Raw genomic sequence first — 14426 nt, 5'->3', positions numbered from 1 at the left:
TTCCTATTGCCTTTTTTTGGTCATTAATAGGGTATCCAATTTGATTGTGGGGTATACCGCTTCAGCCATGGTTAATTGATTTTCACAGAAAAAAGTGACTATATATGATAAACTCAATTTTCCTACATAAACAAGCTTTTCTGCCACTTCCCCGAACGAAACGCCATCAGAAATGCCATGCGTTTTACGTTCGGGATCGGCATGCTTCTAGCATGCCGGTCGGCAAGATTTTTCTTGCCGCCTATGGCAGAAAAGCGGTCTTCTATTCATGATGAGATATGTCGGAAACTCAACTTGAGTCTATATAAATAAAACATGCCCCACCTTGAATAAGGCAGGGCATGTTTCGCATGGTTTACATAATCGTTTCCGATTGATTATGCGCTTTTTAACGTTTCCTCTACATACTTTTCAGCTTGTTTTTCATCGTATTGACCTTCCCACTTAGACATAACGACAGCCGCTAGTGAGTTGCCGATAACGTTGACAACCGTGCGAGCCATGTCTAAAATTCGGTCAATTCCAGCAATAAACGCTAATCCTTCTGCAGGAATACCCACTGTTCCTAATGTCGCAAGCAATACAACGAAAGATACGCCAGGTACCCCCGCAATTCCTTTCGATGTCACCATTAATACTAATACAAGCGAAATTTGCTGTGAAAGAGACATGTCAATGCCGTACAACTGCGCGATGAAAATGGCTGCCAAAGCTTGATATAAGGTAGACCCATCCAAATTAAACGAGTATCCGACAGGAATGACAAAAGAAGTGATCGCTTTTGGACAGCCGAGCTTTTCCATTTTCTCCATAACCTTTGGCAATACCGTTTCAGAACTCGCTGTACTATAAGCAAGCACTAATTCGTCTTTTAAAATTTTGATGAGGTGAATAATATTTAAGCCGACTAATTTTGCGACAATTCCAAGTACAATAAATACGAAGAAAATCATGGTTGCATACACAACGATGACTAATTTGCTGAGCGGAATCAGGGATTCTACCCCAAACTTAGAAACCGTGACACCGATCAAAGCAAAAACGCCAAACGGTGCGAATTTCATAATTTGGTTTGTAACATAAAACATCGCCTCTGCGGTTCCTTGGAAAAATTGCAAAACTGGTTTGCCTTTTTCCCCGATTGCTGCCACCCCTAAACCAAACATAACAGAGAAGAAAATGATCGCAAGCATATCGCCATTTGCTAATGATTCCATAATATTTTTTGGAACGATGTTAACAAATGTATCAGCCATTGAATGGCTTTGCACTTCACTTGTTGTGTCTACATAACTTTGGATATCTGTTTTTTCTAATGTTTTAATGTTTACGCCTGCTCCAGGTTGAAAGATATTAGCAGCTAACAATCCGACTATAATCGCAATGGTTGTGATAATCTCAAAATAAATAATGGTTTTTCCGCCAAGTTTCCCTAGTTTTTTCATATCGCCAACGCTGGCTACACCAACAACTAAGCTGGAAACAACAATCGGAATCACAATCATCTTAATCAAACGAAGGAAAATATCTCCTATTGGTTTTAAATACGTTTCGACAGCAGGATTTCCGTAAAAAATGGCCCCCACAATAATCCCCGCAATTAGACCAATAAAAATTTGCCACGCTAGACCAATTCTTTTCATTCAAATGCCCCCTTTTACTTAAAAATTGGTTAGATTTACTGCCGTGAAATGTTTAAAAGAATTGGGGTGAAAGTCACAACTATCACATATGTTAATAAATATTTTGAAAGCTGTAAATAGTAAATATACATGTTGTCATTGTCCCGTCATCATTCTGTCATTTTTTGTGTCATTTAAAGTTACGAAATCTACCATTGAGGCATACAATTATTGCGACATATCATTCTCATGTAACTTTTGGTCTGCCATAAATTTCACAAGACTTCATTTGGCTCTCAGATCAACAAAAGATTGCGCACGCATAAAATAAACCCTAAGACCGACAATTGCGATCTTAGGGTGAGGAAGCGTCCTGTTAGGTTAGAGTGTGAGTAACCGACTGAATATATTCATGCTCCTCTTCCGAAATATTTACACCCGTTACTTCTCGGGTAGGGCTGGAAAGCGCGGAACAACTTCTTCTCGTGAACTACATCGCCATTGAAATAGCGAGCTTCTCGCTTCATCTGGTGCAGCCACCTGCATGTGCAGCCACCTGCATCCATCCACGAAAAATACCACTTTCTTGCCAGCGTATTCTGCTTTGTAAGCAGTGAATTGGATGAGCACCCTCCAAACGGCATCTGCCATGCTTTTCGATACAGGGGCAAGACGGATATTTTTTGGAAGAAAATTTAGTCGTTAGAAATAATAACTTTTAATGCTTTTTCTTTTGCTGCGTTGCCAAATACCTCATACGCTTTCATAATGTCTGCAAAAGCAAAGCGATGAGTAATTAATTGTTCCGGTTTCAATTTTTTCGACTGTACCGTTTTTAATAACATTGGTGTAGAAGTCGTATTGACAAGACCGGTTGTTAATGTAATGTTCCGTATCCATAATTTTTCAATATGAAATTCGACGCTTTTTCCATGAACACCGATATTGGCTATATAGCCGCCTGGTTTTACAATTTCTTGGCAAATATCAAATGTTGCAGGAATTCCAACGGCTTCCATTGCGACGTCTACACCTTTTCCGTCGGTTAATTCCATAATTTTTTCAATCGCCTTGCCGTCAGAACTGTTGACCACTTGAGTTGCGCCAAATTTTTTCGCAACTTCTAAACGGTTATCGTCTAAATCAACCATAATGATCTCTGCAGGTGAATAAAATTGAGCAGTTAATAGAGCTGCCATGCCTACAGGACCGGCTCCGATAATGGCTACTGTTTGCCCTGGCTGAACCTTTCCGTTTAACACGCCAATTTCAAATCCTGTTGGAAAAATATCACTGAGCATAACGAGTGCTTCTTCATCTACGCCTTCCGGGATTGGATAAAGGCTGTTGTCTGCATGTGGAATTCTTACATACTCTGCTTGAGTTCCATCAATCAAATGTCCTAAGATCCAACCGCCATCTTCGCAATGAGCGTATAATCCTTTTTTGCAATTTTCGCATTTTCCGCAGGAGGTAATACAAGAAATCAGCACTCTGTCGCCCTTTTTGAAGTTTTTTACACCCGAACCAACTTCTTCGATTACTCCTACACCTTCATGACCTAAAATCCGACCTTCTTTTACAGTAGGAACATCTCCAGAAAGAATGTGTAAATCCGTTCCGCAAATCGTTGTTTTTGTAATTTTAACGATGGCGTCTGTTTCTTTTTCGATTTTCGGTTTTGGTTTTTCCATTAATTCTTTTTTTCCTGGTCCGAGATATGTAAGGGCTTTCATTTTCGTTCGTACCTCCTCGAAAAAGTTTTAGTTTTTTCCAACTTTTATTTTAAAGAAAATAGATTTGATGTTTCAATATACTATAAGTAGAATTTTTTAAATTTTTGTTTTTTTATTTTACCAAACTTAAAATAAATAATATCACGATTCCCTTTAGTATACTTTTTTTCACTATGTTACATGAAAGTATGTACTTGTTAAAATCGGTAATGTATCTAATAATATCAGTATCGCCACCAACAATGTAATCTAATGGATGTCAAGAAAGGAGGATGAGACTGATGAAAATCAGAGTCTCAGCGGTTCAATATCATCTCCATACGATCAATTCTTTTGAAGAATTTGCTAAGCAAGTGGAACATTATATTAAAACAGCCGAAGAATTTGGGGCAGAATTTGTCTTATTCCCAGAATTTCTTACAACTCAACTCATGTCCATTGGCGATGAAAAAGGACAGCCTTTGACGATTCAAGATCTGCCTAACTTCACTGAACAATACCGCTCTTTATTTATAAATTTGGCTAAGAAAACAAAGATGCATATTATCGGGGGAACTCATGTCATCCGCAAAGGCGACAAATTATATAACGTTGCTCATTTATTCTATCCAGATGGAAGAGTCGCCGAACAACCAAAGCTTCATATCACTCCGACGGAAGTAAAAGAATGGAACATGTCACCTGGCGAAAGCCTTCAGGTGTTCGAGACGGACAAAGGAACGATTGCCATGTTAACGTGCTACGACATTGAGTTTCCGGAAATTGTTCGCATGGCTAAAGCGAAAGGCGCCGATGTCATTTTCTGCCCTTCTTGCACGGATGATCGCCACGGATTCCATCGCGTCCGTTACACGAGCCATGCAAGAGCCATCGAAAATCAAGTTTATGTTGTCACGACGGGTACAGTAGGTTCTCTTCCTACGGTTGACTTTATGCGGGCGAATTTTGGGCAAGCGGCGGTGATTACACCGAACGATATTCCATTTCCTCCGCGCGGCATCTTAGTCGAAGGTGAAATCAATCATGATATGGTTGTAACCGCTGATCTTGATTTAGACCTGTTATACCAAGTTCGCGAAAGCGGATCGGTTACGACATGGCGCGATCGACGCACAGATCTTTATCCGGACTGGAAATAAGGTAAAACTCACTTCTACAAGGGGGGGCGAAGAATGTATCGAAAGGAGTTTTACGTCTTTGACCAAGATCGTCCTGTTCCAGCGGTGATCCGGAACTATGAAGAAAAAGATTTTCCCGGCTTAATCCGCATTCAACAGGAAAGCTTCCCTCCACCATTCCCATCTGAATTATGGTGGAATACGGAACAGCTCAAAAACCATGTTACGCTATTTCCGGAAGGTGCCTTATGTGTAGAAGTCAATGGTGAAATCGCAGGATCGATGACAGGATTGATCGTTGACTTTGACCCCGACCATCCGGACCATACATGGGAAGAGATTACGGATAATGGATATATCCGCAACCATAATCCAAACGGAAATACGCTTTATGTCGTTGATATTGGCGTGCGCCCTGCCTACCGCAAATTAGGGTTAGGGAAATGGCTCATGTTATCCATGTATGAAGTGGTTATTCATTTGGGATTGGAACGGTTGTTAGGCGGAGGAAGAATGCCTGGCTATCATAAAAAAGCGAATGAAATGACAGCGGAACAATACCTCGAAGCTGTCGTCAAAGGCGAATTGAAGGACCCTGTTATTACCTTCCTCCTTCGCTGCGGCCGCACCCCTGTTAAAGTGGTGGCTAACTACTTAGAAGATGAAGAATCATGCAACTATGCAGCGCTGATGGAATGGAAAAATCCTTTTTATGCATCAAAATCTTGACAAGGAGAATGAGTAAAAATGGAATATCGCCGAATTACAAGCATTGAAGACCCTTTGTTTAAAAAAATGCACGAATTGATGCAAAACGTATTTCCGCCTGAAGAAGTGTTAGCCTTCGATCTTTGGAAAGAGCCTCTGGAAGATCCGGGAATTCGTGTATGCGTTGCCGTTCACGAAGGGAATGTCGTCGGCGCGACTGAATATCGCTATTACGAGGATTTAAATGTCGCGATGACAGATTTCACAATCATCGGCCAACCAGGACTTGGTATCGGGCGGTTTTTAGCGAAAAACAGATTAGAAGATTTGAACGCTTGGGCCGCAGCAAGCGGAAAACAGTTATTTGGAATGTTTGCTGAAATTTACGATCCGTATCGCGTAGAACATTATGAATTTGGCGGAATTAAGCCGATGGATCCGTATGTCCGTCGTGAAGTATTGTCTCATCTTGGTTATAAACGGCTTGACTTCCCTTACGTTCATCCATCTTGGAACAACGATGGAGAAGCCGTAACCGGACTCGACCTTTGTTTCCTTCCGATGGACGATAGCGTAAATGAACTTTCAGCGGATCTTGTTGTGAAGTTTTTGAAACGTTATTACTCCGTCCTATCGAACAAACCAAAGGCTTGGTATGAAATGATTGAAAATCTCGAAGCCAAGGATACGGTATCGCTTTTAAATATTTAATGTAACGCCTCTAGTACAGTTTCTCAGAAAGACACAAGATAAAAGGAGTTAAAAAGTCGATTCTTCCTCAACGTAGGAAAAATCGACTTTTTATTTAAGTCACTCTCCCATAACTCTCTCAAACAGCTTGCGAAACTCCTTTTCCCAATTCGTACTCTTTCGAAATTCCTCACCAGTGATGGCTTGAAGGAGCTGCTGTTTTTTGTCTGAGTCACTGACATTCCGCAAAATATACTGCCGGCACTCGTAAAGAAAATCAATATAGTTTCCATAATCTTCGTCATACATTTCAGCAATTTCTTGGCATATTTTTTTGGCCAGTGTCGGACTTGCCCCTTCCGTTGAAACAGCGATCGTCAACTTGCCACGTCTCACGATCGATGGCACGTAAAAGTTAGATTGTGTCGGGGCATCGACGACATTGATTAACTGATATGGCTGGGCTGCTTGAGCCACCGCTTCGTTTATTTCTCGATTATTCGTTGCAGCAATAATTAAAAACGCATCCTCTAGATCACCGGGGGAAAAATATTTTTTCCGCCAAACGAGCTCTCCTCCATTAGCAAGCTGTTGAATGTACTCTGTTACCTCTGGAGCAACAACAATAACGTTCGCATTTGCTTCTTGTAAGCCGCGTATTTTTCGTTCCGCCACTTTCCCGCCACCGACGACAACGACTTGTTTGTTCGTTATATCTACCATAATTGGGTAGCTCATCGCTTATCCCCCCTTGCTTGTTCGACGGGTAGCTGTACATAAAAGGATACTCCTTCCTTCTCATTAACGGCCCACACGTTTCCGTTATGCAGCTCGGCAATTCGCTGCACAATCGCCAATCCCAAACCAAATTTTCCCTTTTCCCCAGTTTGAAACTTTTCAAACAAATGGTTAAGCAAATGCTCCTCAATTGGAGGACCATCATTCCAAAAATGCACGACCGCACCCTCCGATGTTGTCTTCACGCTCACTTGTAGTTTCGTGCGTGCATACCGCATTTGATTGTCTAAAAGATTTTCAAACGCAATCTTCCATTGTTCTTGGTCTCCTATTGCCGTTACGTCTTGTAAATCGACTGCTGCATGTAAATCAGGGCGGTGTGGCTTCATTCGTTCGATGACTTCCTCTAGCAAAGGGGCGACGTGAAATGTTTCATATTTCGGTTGTTGTGTCGCATAATAATCAAGCTTCGTTAAATAAAGAAAATCTTTCACCCGCTTTTCTAAGCGAACGGCTTCCTCTTTTATCACGCTGATGGAACCTTCTAAACTCCTTATAGTCGATGTTGCATCGGAATGACGATATTCGTTTCATCCGCCACTTCAATGGCGCGCTCATACCCGGCATCAGCATGACGAATAACACCCATGCCAGGATCGGTCGTCAACACACGTTCCAAACGTTCTTTTGCTAAATCCGTACCATCGGCAACAATAACCATGCCAGCATGCAATGAATAGTCCATACCAACACCACCGCCATGATGGAAAGAAATCCACGAACCGTCAGCAGCTGTATTAATTAACGCGTTCAATACCGCCCAATCACCAATGGCGTCACTTCCATCCTTCATTGCTTCTGTTTCGCGATTTGGCGAAGCGACCGAACCGCAATCCAAATGGTCTTTGCCAATGACAATCGGTGCTTTAATTTCGCCTTTGCGCACGAGTTCATTGATCGCAAGTCCCATTTTCACCCGCTCACCGTACCCTAACCAACAAATCCGTGCAGGCAAACCTTGGAACGCTACTTTCTTTTGCGCCATCTCAATCCAACGAATCAATGCTTTGTTTTCTGGGAATAGTTCTTTAATCAATTCATCTGTTCGATAAATGCCCTCCGGATACCCGGATAATGCCGCCCAGCGTATATCAACAGGTTTGTTGGGATTGTCTTCGTTTTGGCTTTATTAGGAGGAGCTATACTGAGCATTCTCCATCAAGTAATTATCTCCGCGGTTTTATGTTTTGTATTAGCTATTGTATTAACAAGCGGCATTACGATTGTTCAGCCAAATCAAGCGAAAGTTGTCACTTTTTTCGGGCGTTATTTAGGCAGCATTCGCGACAGCGGTTTATTTCTTACGATTCCATTAACGATTCGTCCAACGGTTTCTCTTCGTGTTCGCAACTTTAACAGCAACACGTTAAAAGTCAATGATGTCGAAGGAACCCCGATCGAAATTGCGGCGGTTATCGTATTTAAGGTGGTTGATTCTGCCAAAGCCGTTTTTGATGTAGAAAATTATGAAAAGTTCGTTGAAATTCAAAGCGAAACAGCAATTCGCCACGTCGCGACGAAATACCCTTACGACACATTTGAAAATCATGAAATTACGTTAAGAGGAAACGCCGATGTGATCTCCGAAGTATTAGCGAAAGAATTGCAAGAACGGCTGACAGTTGCCGGTGTGGAAGTGGTGGAAGCTCGTCTCAGCCATCTTGCCTACTCTCCTGAAATCGCAAGCGCCATGTTACAACGGCAACAAGCGGCAGCGATTTTGGCAGCACGCAAAAAAATCGTCGAAGGAGCCGTTTCCATGGCGCAAATGGCGATTGAGCAACTTGACAAGGAAGGTATTTTAGAGTTAGATGATGAAAGAAAAGCAAATATGGTCAATAACTTAATGGTCGCAATCGTTTCCGAACGGGCTACCCAACCGGTCATTAATACTGGAAGTTTGTATTGATGGTTGTTGAGTCACATGACAAAAAAGAAAAGTTTCCCGTTACGAATCGATCCTGCTTTATATGAAATTATCGAACGCTGGGCGCAAGAAGAATTTCGCAGCGTCAACGCGCATATTGAATTTTTGCTGCGTGATGCCGCTCGGCGTGAAGGACGGCTGAAAAAAGAAAAAAAGAAATCGGATGATTAAAGTCTGCTTAAAAAGAGTCCCCCGCTCATGATGCAATGAGCGGGAACTTTTATTTAGGGCAGACTTATTAATTTAGCATCTATCCCACCAAACATGACGAAAGAGTACAAAAAATGACAGCGTACTATGCGAAAACACAAAAAAGAGTCTGGGCTTGAATTCATCCCCACTCCATGTTCATGGAATCCATTCTTAATTACGTATACTCAAGTAAAAATGAAAGGACATTGAGGGGGAATTTTTGGTTTAGGACATACTGTTATCCCTTCCAATTCGGAACGAGGTTTACACTCTTTCCCTTCGATTTCAAGTTTCACTTCACCGACGGTTTGAACACTTTGACATATGTCAAGCGAAATCACAATGTCAATACATTTTGCCGACTTGTTTAATGACGGTATAGCATGAACCTTACATTGAAAATCGGTAATTTCACAATCTACGGTTGTTCCCTCAGGCGCGCAAAGGAAAAACCTTTCTATCTCCGAAAATGGAAATGTGCATACTTTAATGATTTCCCCTTTTTTATTAAAAAACTGAACGGTCACAAATCCTGTTTTTAACACCTCAACGATTTGGAGAATGACCATTTTCCCATTAGGAAGGGTAATGTTTACATTTCTACGATTATGTGGGTCTGAAATTTCTTTACATTCGATTGTCCCCGGTTTCAAAGGGTCCAGCGGATTCCCTTCACGGTCTGAAAGGAAGCATTTAACATTTTGAATATCAATTTCATTTTCATCCCGCAGATCAAAATGAACCTTAATTTGTAACTCACCATCGCAAAATCCGCTTACTGGCTGACCGTTACATTGTACTTCGACGGTGGTCAATTGATTAACAGTTGCAGAAAATGTTTGCCCTATTTTTAGTGAAGCCAGTTTTTTGTCATTTACAATGACATCCATTGTCCCGTCACAGCCTGAACAATAACGGATGGTAATGGATCCAACAAGATTTTTTATTCCAATTCCAGACCAAACCGTTGTCCGTGTTCCATCGCATGGAATACTAAAGCGACAACAGATTAAATTGGATTCGATGATTGGTTTTATTTCGATCACTTCTTTTAGTCTTATGTTAACAAACCGATTGACCCAGTCGAACACTTTTAAGACATTGATGCATTGTTTTTCGGTAAACATTGATTGTACAGACATGCATATGCTCACTTCTTTCAATGGAATTGGGTACACTTATATTATGCTGTTCAACGGATTTGTGCACTAGGCATTTGTTTTAAACCATTTGATTCGAAAATAAAAAAACCTTGCTATCGCCTGATGGCGATACCAATTGTTATTTTGCTGAGGCTGACCCATAAGTGTCTGACCACACGCACATCTCACAATATATAGATTATTCATCCAATATTACATACTATATATTGTATTACAGGGTCTGACACTTTGTTTTTGGGTCAGCCTCGTTACATATAACTATGCTTTCCAGAGACTTGTATGAGTGGATGAAACGATTTTTTAAGAGTTTACTGCTCCAACACACCCCTCAAATATTCCCACACAAGTGCCCAATACTCCTCCTCCTGTGCATTCTATAGTCAATTCCGTTGCTCTGTCGCTGCAAAGAACTTTTCGCTGTGCTGGTGCAATTGTTACCACGGCATCCGGACCTGGACCTTTCAACCTAGCGGTCATATCACAACTAGTTAATGGAACACCTGTATTTAATATTGATACGGTAATTGGAACAGGGTGGGCACATTGAATATACGTTTGCTCACCACTTGGACAATCTTGCTGAATGACCCCGTTTATTTTACACGCAATGGCGGATTTATGACTCCCATTTATAAAACTTGTATTACAATCACATCCCATAAATATCCACTCCTTTCTCTTTTGTTCGTACATACTATGTGTGAAGATAGTGGCTTGTCTGTGTAACTGCACATGTGAAATGCTAGAAAATAGCCTTTTTTTCACCTAATTTTTAAAACATCTGAATCTAATAAAAACGATGTGCCCCGCTATAACGCGGGGCGTGTTTTATTTCAAATACTTTAAAATAACCTCATAGCAAGTTTTCTTATAGAACTCATGAAGATGATCCTCATCACGCATTAACCACTGAATGAGGCATCCATCAATGATCGAGCGAATCATTTTTGAAGCTGTATCCGCCTGAATGTCTGATGAAAATGTTCCTTCCTTTTGTCCAAGCGCAACAATGTCGCGTCCGATTTTCCAACAGTTTTCATAAAACTTGAGATTAATTTTTCGATAGTGCGGATTTCGGCTGGCTTGAGCCATAAAGTCAAGATACACTTTGTAAAACTTTTTATTCTTTTCTGGATCGATAAAAACCGAATGAATGTATGCCTCTAATTTTTCGATCGCCGTTGTTTTCTGACTAACCGCTTGATGCTCATGTTGATAAATCCGATCCGTCACCCATTCCAGCAAGCTCAAAAACACGTCTTCTTTATTTTTGAAGTAATAATTCGTAACCCCTTTGCTTACCCCCGCATAATCCGCGATATCTTGCAATGTCACCGTTTCGTATCCTTTATCTGAAACCGCTTGAAAAGCGGCCCTTAAAATTTGCTCTCGCCTTTCTTCTGCTTTTTTCTTCATCCAATCCACCCCTCGAACTTCAATCATAACGATATTATACATCAATTTTTGACGATAAAAATATTTTGACCGGTCAGAATAATTTTGTTATCGTTATAGGTAAGAATATGAAAAAACTAAATGGGGGATGTCAAGTGGACCAATTCAAAGCGTTAGTAGTGAATAAAACGGAAACAGATTTTACAGTGAATGTACAAACTGTTTCCATGTCTGATCTTCCAGAAGGAGATGTCGTCATTAAAGTTGTTTATTCCAGCGTCAACTATAAAGATGGATTAGCATGCATTCCGAATGGAAAAATTGTAAAATCGTATCCGTTTATCCCAGGTATCGATCTCGCTGGTATTGTCGCCTCTTCTAAGGATCCGCGCTTTAAAGAAGGAGACGAAGTCATTGCAACGAGCTATGAAATCGGCGTATCTCATTTCGGAGGCTACAGCGAATATGCCCGTATCCCTGGAGATTGGATTGTTCCTCTTCCAAAAGGATTGACATTAAAAGAAGCAATGGCTTTAGGAACGGCTGGATTTACGGCTGCATTGTCCATCCATCGCTTAGAAGAAAACGGATTATCTCCTGAAAAAGGAAAAGTGCTCGTGACAGGAGCCACTGGCGGAGTCGGAAGCATCGCTGTTTCCATGTTGGCCAAACGAAACTATCACGTTGTCGCTAGTACAGGCAAAGAAAGCGAACATGAATATTTACGCGAGCTCGGCGCAAAAGAAATCATTTCTCGTGAAGAAGTTTGCCTAGAACAGATCCGCCCGTTAGATAAACAATATTGGGCAGCGGCCGTTGATCCTGTCGGCGGAAGAACCCTTGCCACCATTCTTAGCCGAATCCAATATAACGGCTCCGTAGCTGTCAGCGGGTTAGCAGGTGGCGCAGACGTTCCGACAACCGTCTTCCCGTTTATCCTTCGCGGCGTCAACTTGCTTGGCATTGATTCTGTCTATTGCCCAATGGAATTACGGAAACAAATTTGGGAACGAATGGCCAGCGACTTAAAACCGAATCAATTACTAGAATTGATTGCACAAGAAATCACGCTTGAACAACTTCCTGAAGCATTATCAAATATTTTAAAAGGCAAACTGCGCGGCAGAACGGTTGTAAAGCTGGCATAATATCAATCAAAGGGGCTGTTGATGCCCCTCTTTTTATTAACACCTAAAAATAGGCATCTATCTAGCGCAGTGGACAATAGCGGAACATAGTATAGGATTGGGCTTAAAATGACGACAAAAGAAAGGAAGTTACAGCATGCAATATTACCCTACACCTTATCCAATGCCTTATTACCAGCCGCAACCAGTTGCACCATTTCCGCAATATCCACAGTCTGAGATCATAGCGCATCAGCAAATTAAACAACCTTTGTATCCTCATTTAAAAGATCAAACACTCAGCACGGTTGCTCCTTTTGTTCAATACGGTTTAAAAGAGGCACAGACTACATCGTTTGCACACGCGCTGCATGAAGTCGCGGCAATGGCTTATTTAATCGGCAGAGGATTGGATCCACAAACAGCTTATGCCGTCGTTGAGTCTTGGGAATTGAACGAAACGTTTTATTAATGAACAAAAACGAGAGGAAGAGGCCTCCCTCTTCCTCTCGTTTTTTAGTCTTTTATTTCTTTAATAATTTGATAAATTCGCGCATAAATGCAGGTAAATCTGGCCATGCATGAGCAGATACAAAATTGTTGTCAACGTGAATTGTTTCAGATACATAGTTTGCGCCAATCGCTTCCACACCTGGCTTGCAAGCGATGTATGCTGTCATGCTGCGGCCTTTCATCACATCAGGAATTGTTTCCAAGATGAGTGAAGCATGGCAAATCGCTGCTACTGGCTTGTTAGCCTCAAAGAAATGACGTACGATTTTTGGCAAGTTTTCATCTAGGCGAATGTATTCAGGCGCACGTCCTCCTGGAATGACAAGTCCGTCGTATTCAGTAGGATCGATTTCAGCAAATGATGCATGCGCATCAATGAGATAGCCTGGTTTTTCAACATACGTATCCCAATCAGCAAAATCGTGAACGACTGTATGTAATTTCTTTTTCTTCGGTGCAGCAATCGTCACCTCGAAACCTTCTTCTAACAAACGATAATATGGATAATACACTTCTAACGCTTCTACTGCATCTCCTGTCACAATTAACACTTTTTTGCTCATTCTTACAACCTCCTCGCTCATTTATATTTTTTACACTTTAATCATATCGAAATTTATGGGAATTTGAAAATAATATGCTTACGTTGCTAAAATTATACTATATATAGATTCAAGTTGAGTTTCCGACATATCTCATCATGAATAGAAGGCCGCTTTTCTGCCATAGTCGGCAAGAAAAATCTTGCCGCCCGGCATGCTTCTAGCATGCCGATCCCGAACGTAAAACGCATGTCAGACAAATTCATTTGTCTGATGGCGTTTTCGTTCGGGGAAGTGGCAGAAAAGCTTGTTTATGTCGGAAAATTAAGCTTATCATATATAGTTTAAATCTGCTATTTTCATGTTTAGCAAAACGAGCAAAATATAAAATAAACCCGAAACCTTACTCTTGAGTCAAACGTATAATTCGGTAAAAAGTTGTAAAATGATGAGGTGAGCGGAGTGAAACACGAAACGAAAGAAAAAATGAAAACGTGGGTATTGATTGTGATGATCATAACCCTTGTTGGTTCATTTGTGTTATTCTTTTTAGGATATTATATGACAGCTTTTGTCGTTGGCGGGATCTTTATGTTTTTAGCCATTTTTTTAGGCCAATGGTATTCCTTTAAAAATGCGGATTATTTATATGGCATCAAAGATAAAAACAGAAGATGAGTTTCGGTGCCGTTGAACAATTAGCGCCATAAGTATATATTTCTATAAATTTACAAATACCATCCCATACGTTATAATGAATGGACTGCCGTTCAATGAGAGATTTCCATCCTTTTTTATTATTTTTTTCTGTGAAAATCAATTAACCATGGCTGAAGCGGTATACCCCACAATCAAATTGGATACCCTATTAATGACCAAAAAAAGGCAATAGGAA

16 protein-coding genes and 1 pseudogene are annotated in these 14426 nt (G+C 40.9%); 9 read left to right on the top strand and 8 right to left on the bottom strand.

The window, feature by feature from the left end; all coding sequences use genetic code 11:
- Window positions 1-377 precede the first annotated feature (377 nt).
- Together EDD69_RS14935 and EDD69_RS14930 are read right to left on the bottom strand one after the other, a co-directional pair.
- Window positions 378-1643, bottom strand: coding sequence for a cation:dicarboxylate symporter family transporter (locus EDD69_RS14935; protein WP_132949691.1), 1266 nt, complete (start codon window positions 1641-1643; stop codon window positions 378-380).
- A gap of 674 nt (window positions 1644-2317) precedes the next feature.
- On the bottom strand, window positions 2318-3358 hold the full coding sequence (locus tag EDD69_RS14930; protein WP_132949690.1) for a zinc-dependent alcohol dehydrogenase family protein: 1041 nt from the start codon (window positions 3356-3358) through the stop codon (window positions 2318-2320).
- Between the two features lie 281 nt (window positions 3359-3639).
- Between EDD69_RS14930 and EDD69_RS14925 the strand changes: the two genes are divergently transcribed.
- The 3 genes from EDD69_RS14925 to EDD69_RS14915 are packed head-to-tail and all read left to right on the top strand — an operon-like array spanning window position 3640 to window position 5895.
- Window positions 3640-4497, top strand: a complete 858-nt coding sequence (locus EDD69_RS14925) for a carbon-nitrogen hydrolase family protein (protein WP_132949689.1) — start codon at window positions 3640-3642, stop codon at window positions 4495-4497.
- A 33-nt stretch (window positions 4498-4530) separates the two neighbouring features.
- Window positions 4531-5205, top strand: a complete 675-nt coding sequence (locus tag EDD69_RS14920; protein WP_132949688.1) for a GNAT family N-acetyltransferase — start codon at window positions 4531-4533, stop codon at window positions 5203-5205.
- 18 nt (window positions 5206-5223) lie between these two features.
- Entirely contained in the window at window positions 5224-5895 is a 672-nt protein-coding gene (locus EDD69_RS14915) for a GNAT family N-acetyltransferase (RefSeq protein WP_132949687.1), read from the top strand.
- A 99-nt stretch (window positions 5896-5994) separates the two neighbouring features.
- On the opposite strand, the gene EDD69_RS14910 is transcribed toward EDD69_RS14915, so the two are convergent.
- From EDD69_RS14910 to EDD69_RS14900, 3 genes and pseudogenes are all read right to left on the bottom strand, one after another.
- Window positions 5995-6612, bottom strand: coding sequence for an NAD(P)-binding protein (locus EDD69_RS14910; protein ID WP_132949686.1), 618 nt, complete (start codon window positions 6610-6612; stop codon window positions 5995-5997).
- Window positions 6609-7142, bottom strand: coding sequence for a sensor histidine kinase (locus EDD69_RS14905; protein WP_132949685.1), 534 nt, complete (start codon window positions 7140-7142; stop codon window positions 6609-6611). The genes EDD69_RS14910 and EDD69_RS14905 overlap by 4 nt, the downstream gene beginning before the upstream one ends.
- Window positions 7143-7165: 23 nt before the next feature.
- Window positions 7166-7759, bottom strand: a pseudogene (locus EDD69_RS14900) (urocanate hydratase); the annotation flags it as partial.
- A gap of 33 nt (window positions 7760-7792) precedes the next feature.
- Between EDD69_RS14900 and EDD69_RS14895 the strand changes: the two are divergent.
- Together EDD69_RS14895 and EDD69_RS14890 are read left to right on the top strand one after the other, a co-directional pair.
- On the top strand, window positions 7793-8581 hold the full coding sequence (locus EDD69_RS14895) for an SPFH domain-containing protein (protein WP_243643133.1): 789 nt from the start codon (window positions 7793-7795) through the stop codon (window positions 8579-8581).
- A gap of 15 nt (window positions 8582-8596) precedes the next feature.
- Window positions 8597-8770: a type II toxin-antitoxin system antitoxin gene (locus EDD69_RS14890; RefSeq protein ID WP_132949683.1), complete on the top strand. Its 174-nt coding sequence runs from the start codon at window positions 8597-8599 to the stop codon at window positions 8768-8770.
- Between the two features lie 206 nt (window positions 8771-8976).
- Here the strand turns inward: EDD69_RS14890 and EDD69_RS14885 are convergent, their stop codons facing one another.
- Window positions 8977-9945 carry a BMQ_0737 family morphogenetic spore coat protein gene (locus EDD69_RS14885; RefSeq protein ID WP_243643134.1) on the bottom strand — a complete coding sequence of 323 codons (969 nt, stop codon included), beginning with the start codon at window positions 9943-9945 and terminating at the stop codon, window positions 8977-8979.
- 837 nt (window positions 9946-10782) lie between these two features.
- Window positions 10783-11370: a TetR/AcrR family transcriptional regulator gene (locus EDD69_RS14880; RefSeq protein WP_132949681.1), complete on the bottom strand. Its 588-nt coding sequence runs from the start codon at window positions 11368-11370 to the stop codon at window positions 10783-10785.
- Between the two features lie 134 nt (window positions 11371-11504).
- Here EDD69_RS14880 and EDD69_RS14875 point away from each other — a divergent pair, with 134 nt between their 5' ends.
- Together EDD69_RS14875 and EDD69_RS14870 are read left to right on the top strand one after the other, a co-directional pair.
- Window positions 11505-12497 (top strand): NADPH:quinone oxidoreductase family protein, encoded by a 993-nt coding sequence (locus tag EDD69_RS14875; RefSeq protein WP_132949680.1) that lies wholly within the window; start codon window positions 11505-11507, stop codon window positions 12495-12497.
- A gap of 136 nt (window positions 12498-12633) precedes the next feature.
- Complete coding sequence (locus EDD69_RS14870; protein ID WP_132949679.1) at window positions 12634-12948, top strand: hypothetical protein; 315 nt, start codon at window positions 12634-12636, stop codon at window positions 12946-12948.
- A gap of 52 nt (window positions 12949-13000) precedes the next feature.
- Here the strand turns inward: EDD69_RS14870 and EDD69_RS14865 are convergent, their stop codons facing one another.
- Entirely contained in the window at window positions 13001-13552 is a 552-nt protein-coding gene (locus tag EDD69_RS14865) for a DJ-1/PfpI family protein (RefSeq protein WP_132949678.1), read from the bottom strand.
- Between the two features lie 204 nt (window positions 13553-13756).
- Here EDD69_RS14865 and EDD69_RS15725 point away from each other — a divergent pair, with 204 nt between their 5' ends.
- Together EDD69_RS15725 and EDD69_RS14860 are read left to right on the top strand one after the other, a co-directional pair.
- A complete protein-coding gene (locus EDD69_RS15725; protein ID WP_279388156.1) occupies window positions 13757-13879 on the top strand; it encodes a hypothetical protein in 123 nt (40 codons plus the stop codon).
- 114 nt (window positions 13880-13993) lie between these two features.
- On the top strand, window positions 13994-14209 hold the full coding sequence (locus tag EDD69_RS14860) for a hypothetical protein (RefSeq protein WP_243643132.1): 216 nt from the start codon (window positions 13994-13996) through the stop codon (window positions 14207-14209).
- Window positions 14210-14426: the final 217 nt, after the last annotated feature.

The sequence above is a fragment of the Thermolongibacillus altinsuensis genome (assembly GCF_004341205.1).
GTDB lineage: Bacteria > Bacillota > Bacilli > Bacillales > Anoxybacillaceae > Thermolongibacillus > Thermolongibacillus altinsuensis.
Note: the sequence above shows the minus strand (reverse complement) of the source record. Positions and strands in the feature narration are given on the sequence as shown.

Bases quoted from the DNA above. Each gene is read 5' to 3' on its own strand.
- EDD69_RS14920 (WP_132949688.1), top strand. From the start codon at position 4,531: ATGTATCGAAAGGAGTTTTACGTCTTTGACCAAGATCGTCCTGTTCCA.
- EDD69_RS14890 (WP_132949683.1), top strand. From the start codon at position 8,597: ATGACAAAAAAGAAAAGTTTCCCGTTACGAATCGATCCTGCTTTATAT.
- EDD69_RS14915 (WP_132949687.1), top strand. From the start codon at position 5,224: ATGGAATATCGCCGAATTACAAGCATTGAAGACCCTTTGTTTAAAAAA.
- EDD69_RS14925 (WP_132949689.1), top strand. From the start codon at position 3,640: ATGAAAATCAGAGTCTCAGCGGTTCAATATCATCTCCATACGATCAAT.
- EDD69_RS14910 (WP_132949686.1), bottom strand. From the start codon at position 6,612: ATGAGCTACCCAATTATGGTAGATATAACGAACAAACAAGTCGTTGTC.
- EDD69_RS14865 (WP_132949678.1), bottom strand. From the start codon at position 13,552: ATGAGCAAAAAAGTGTTAATTGTGACAGGAGATGCAGTAGAAGCGTTA.
- EDD69_RS14930 (WP_132949690.1), bottom strand. From the start codon at position 3,358: ATGAAAGCCCTTACATATCTCGGACCAGGAAAAAAAGAATTAATGGAA.
- EDD69_RS14870 (WP_132949679.1), top strand. From the start codon at position 12,634: ATGCAATATTACCCTACACCTTATCCAATGCCTTATTACCAGCCGCAA.
- EDD69_RS14935 (WP_132949691.1), bottom strand. From the start codon at position 1,643: ATGAAAAGAATTGGTCTAGCGTGGCAAATTTTTATTGGTCTAATTGCG.
- EDD69_RS15725 (WP_279388156.1), top strand. From the start codon at position 13,757: ATGCCGATCCCGAACGTAAAACGCATGTCAGACAAATTCATTTGTCTG.
- EDD69_RS14880 (WP_132949681.1), bottom strand. From the start codon at position 11,370: ATGAAGAAAAAAGCAGAAGAAAGGCGAGAGCAAATTTTAAGGGCCGCT.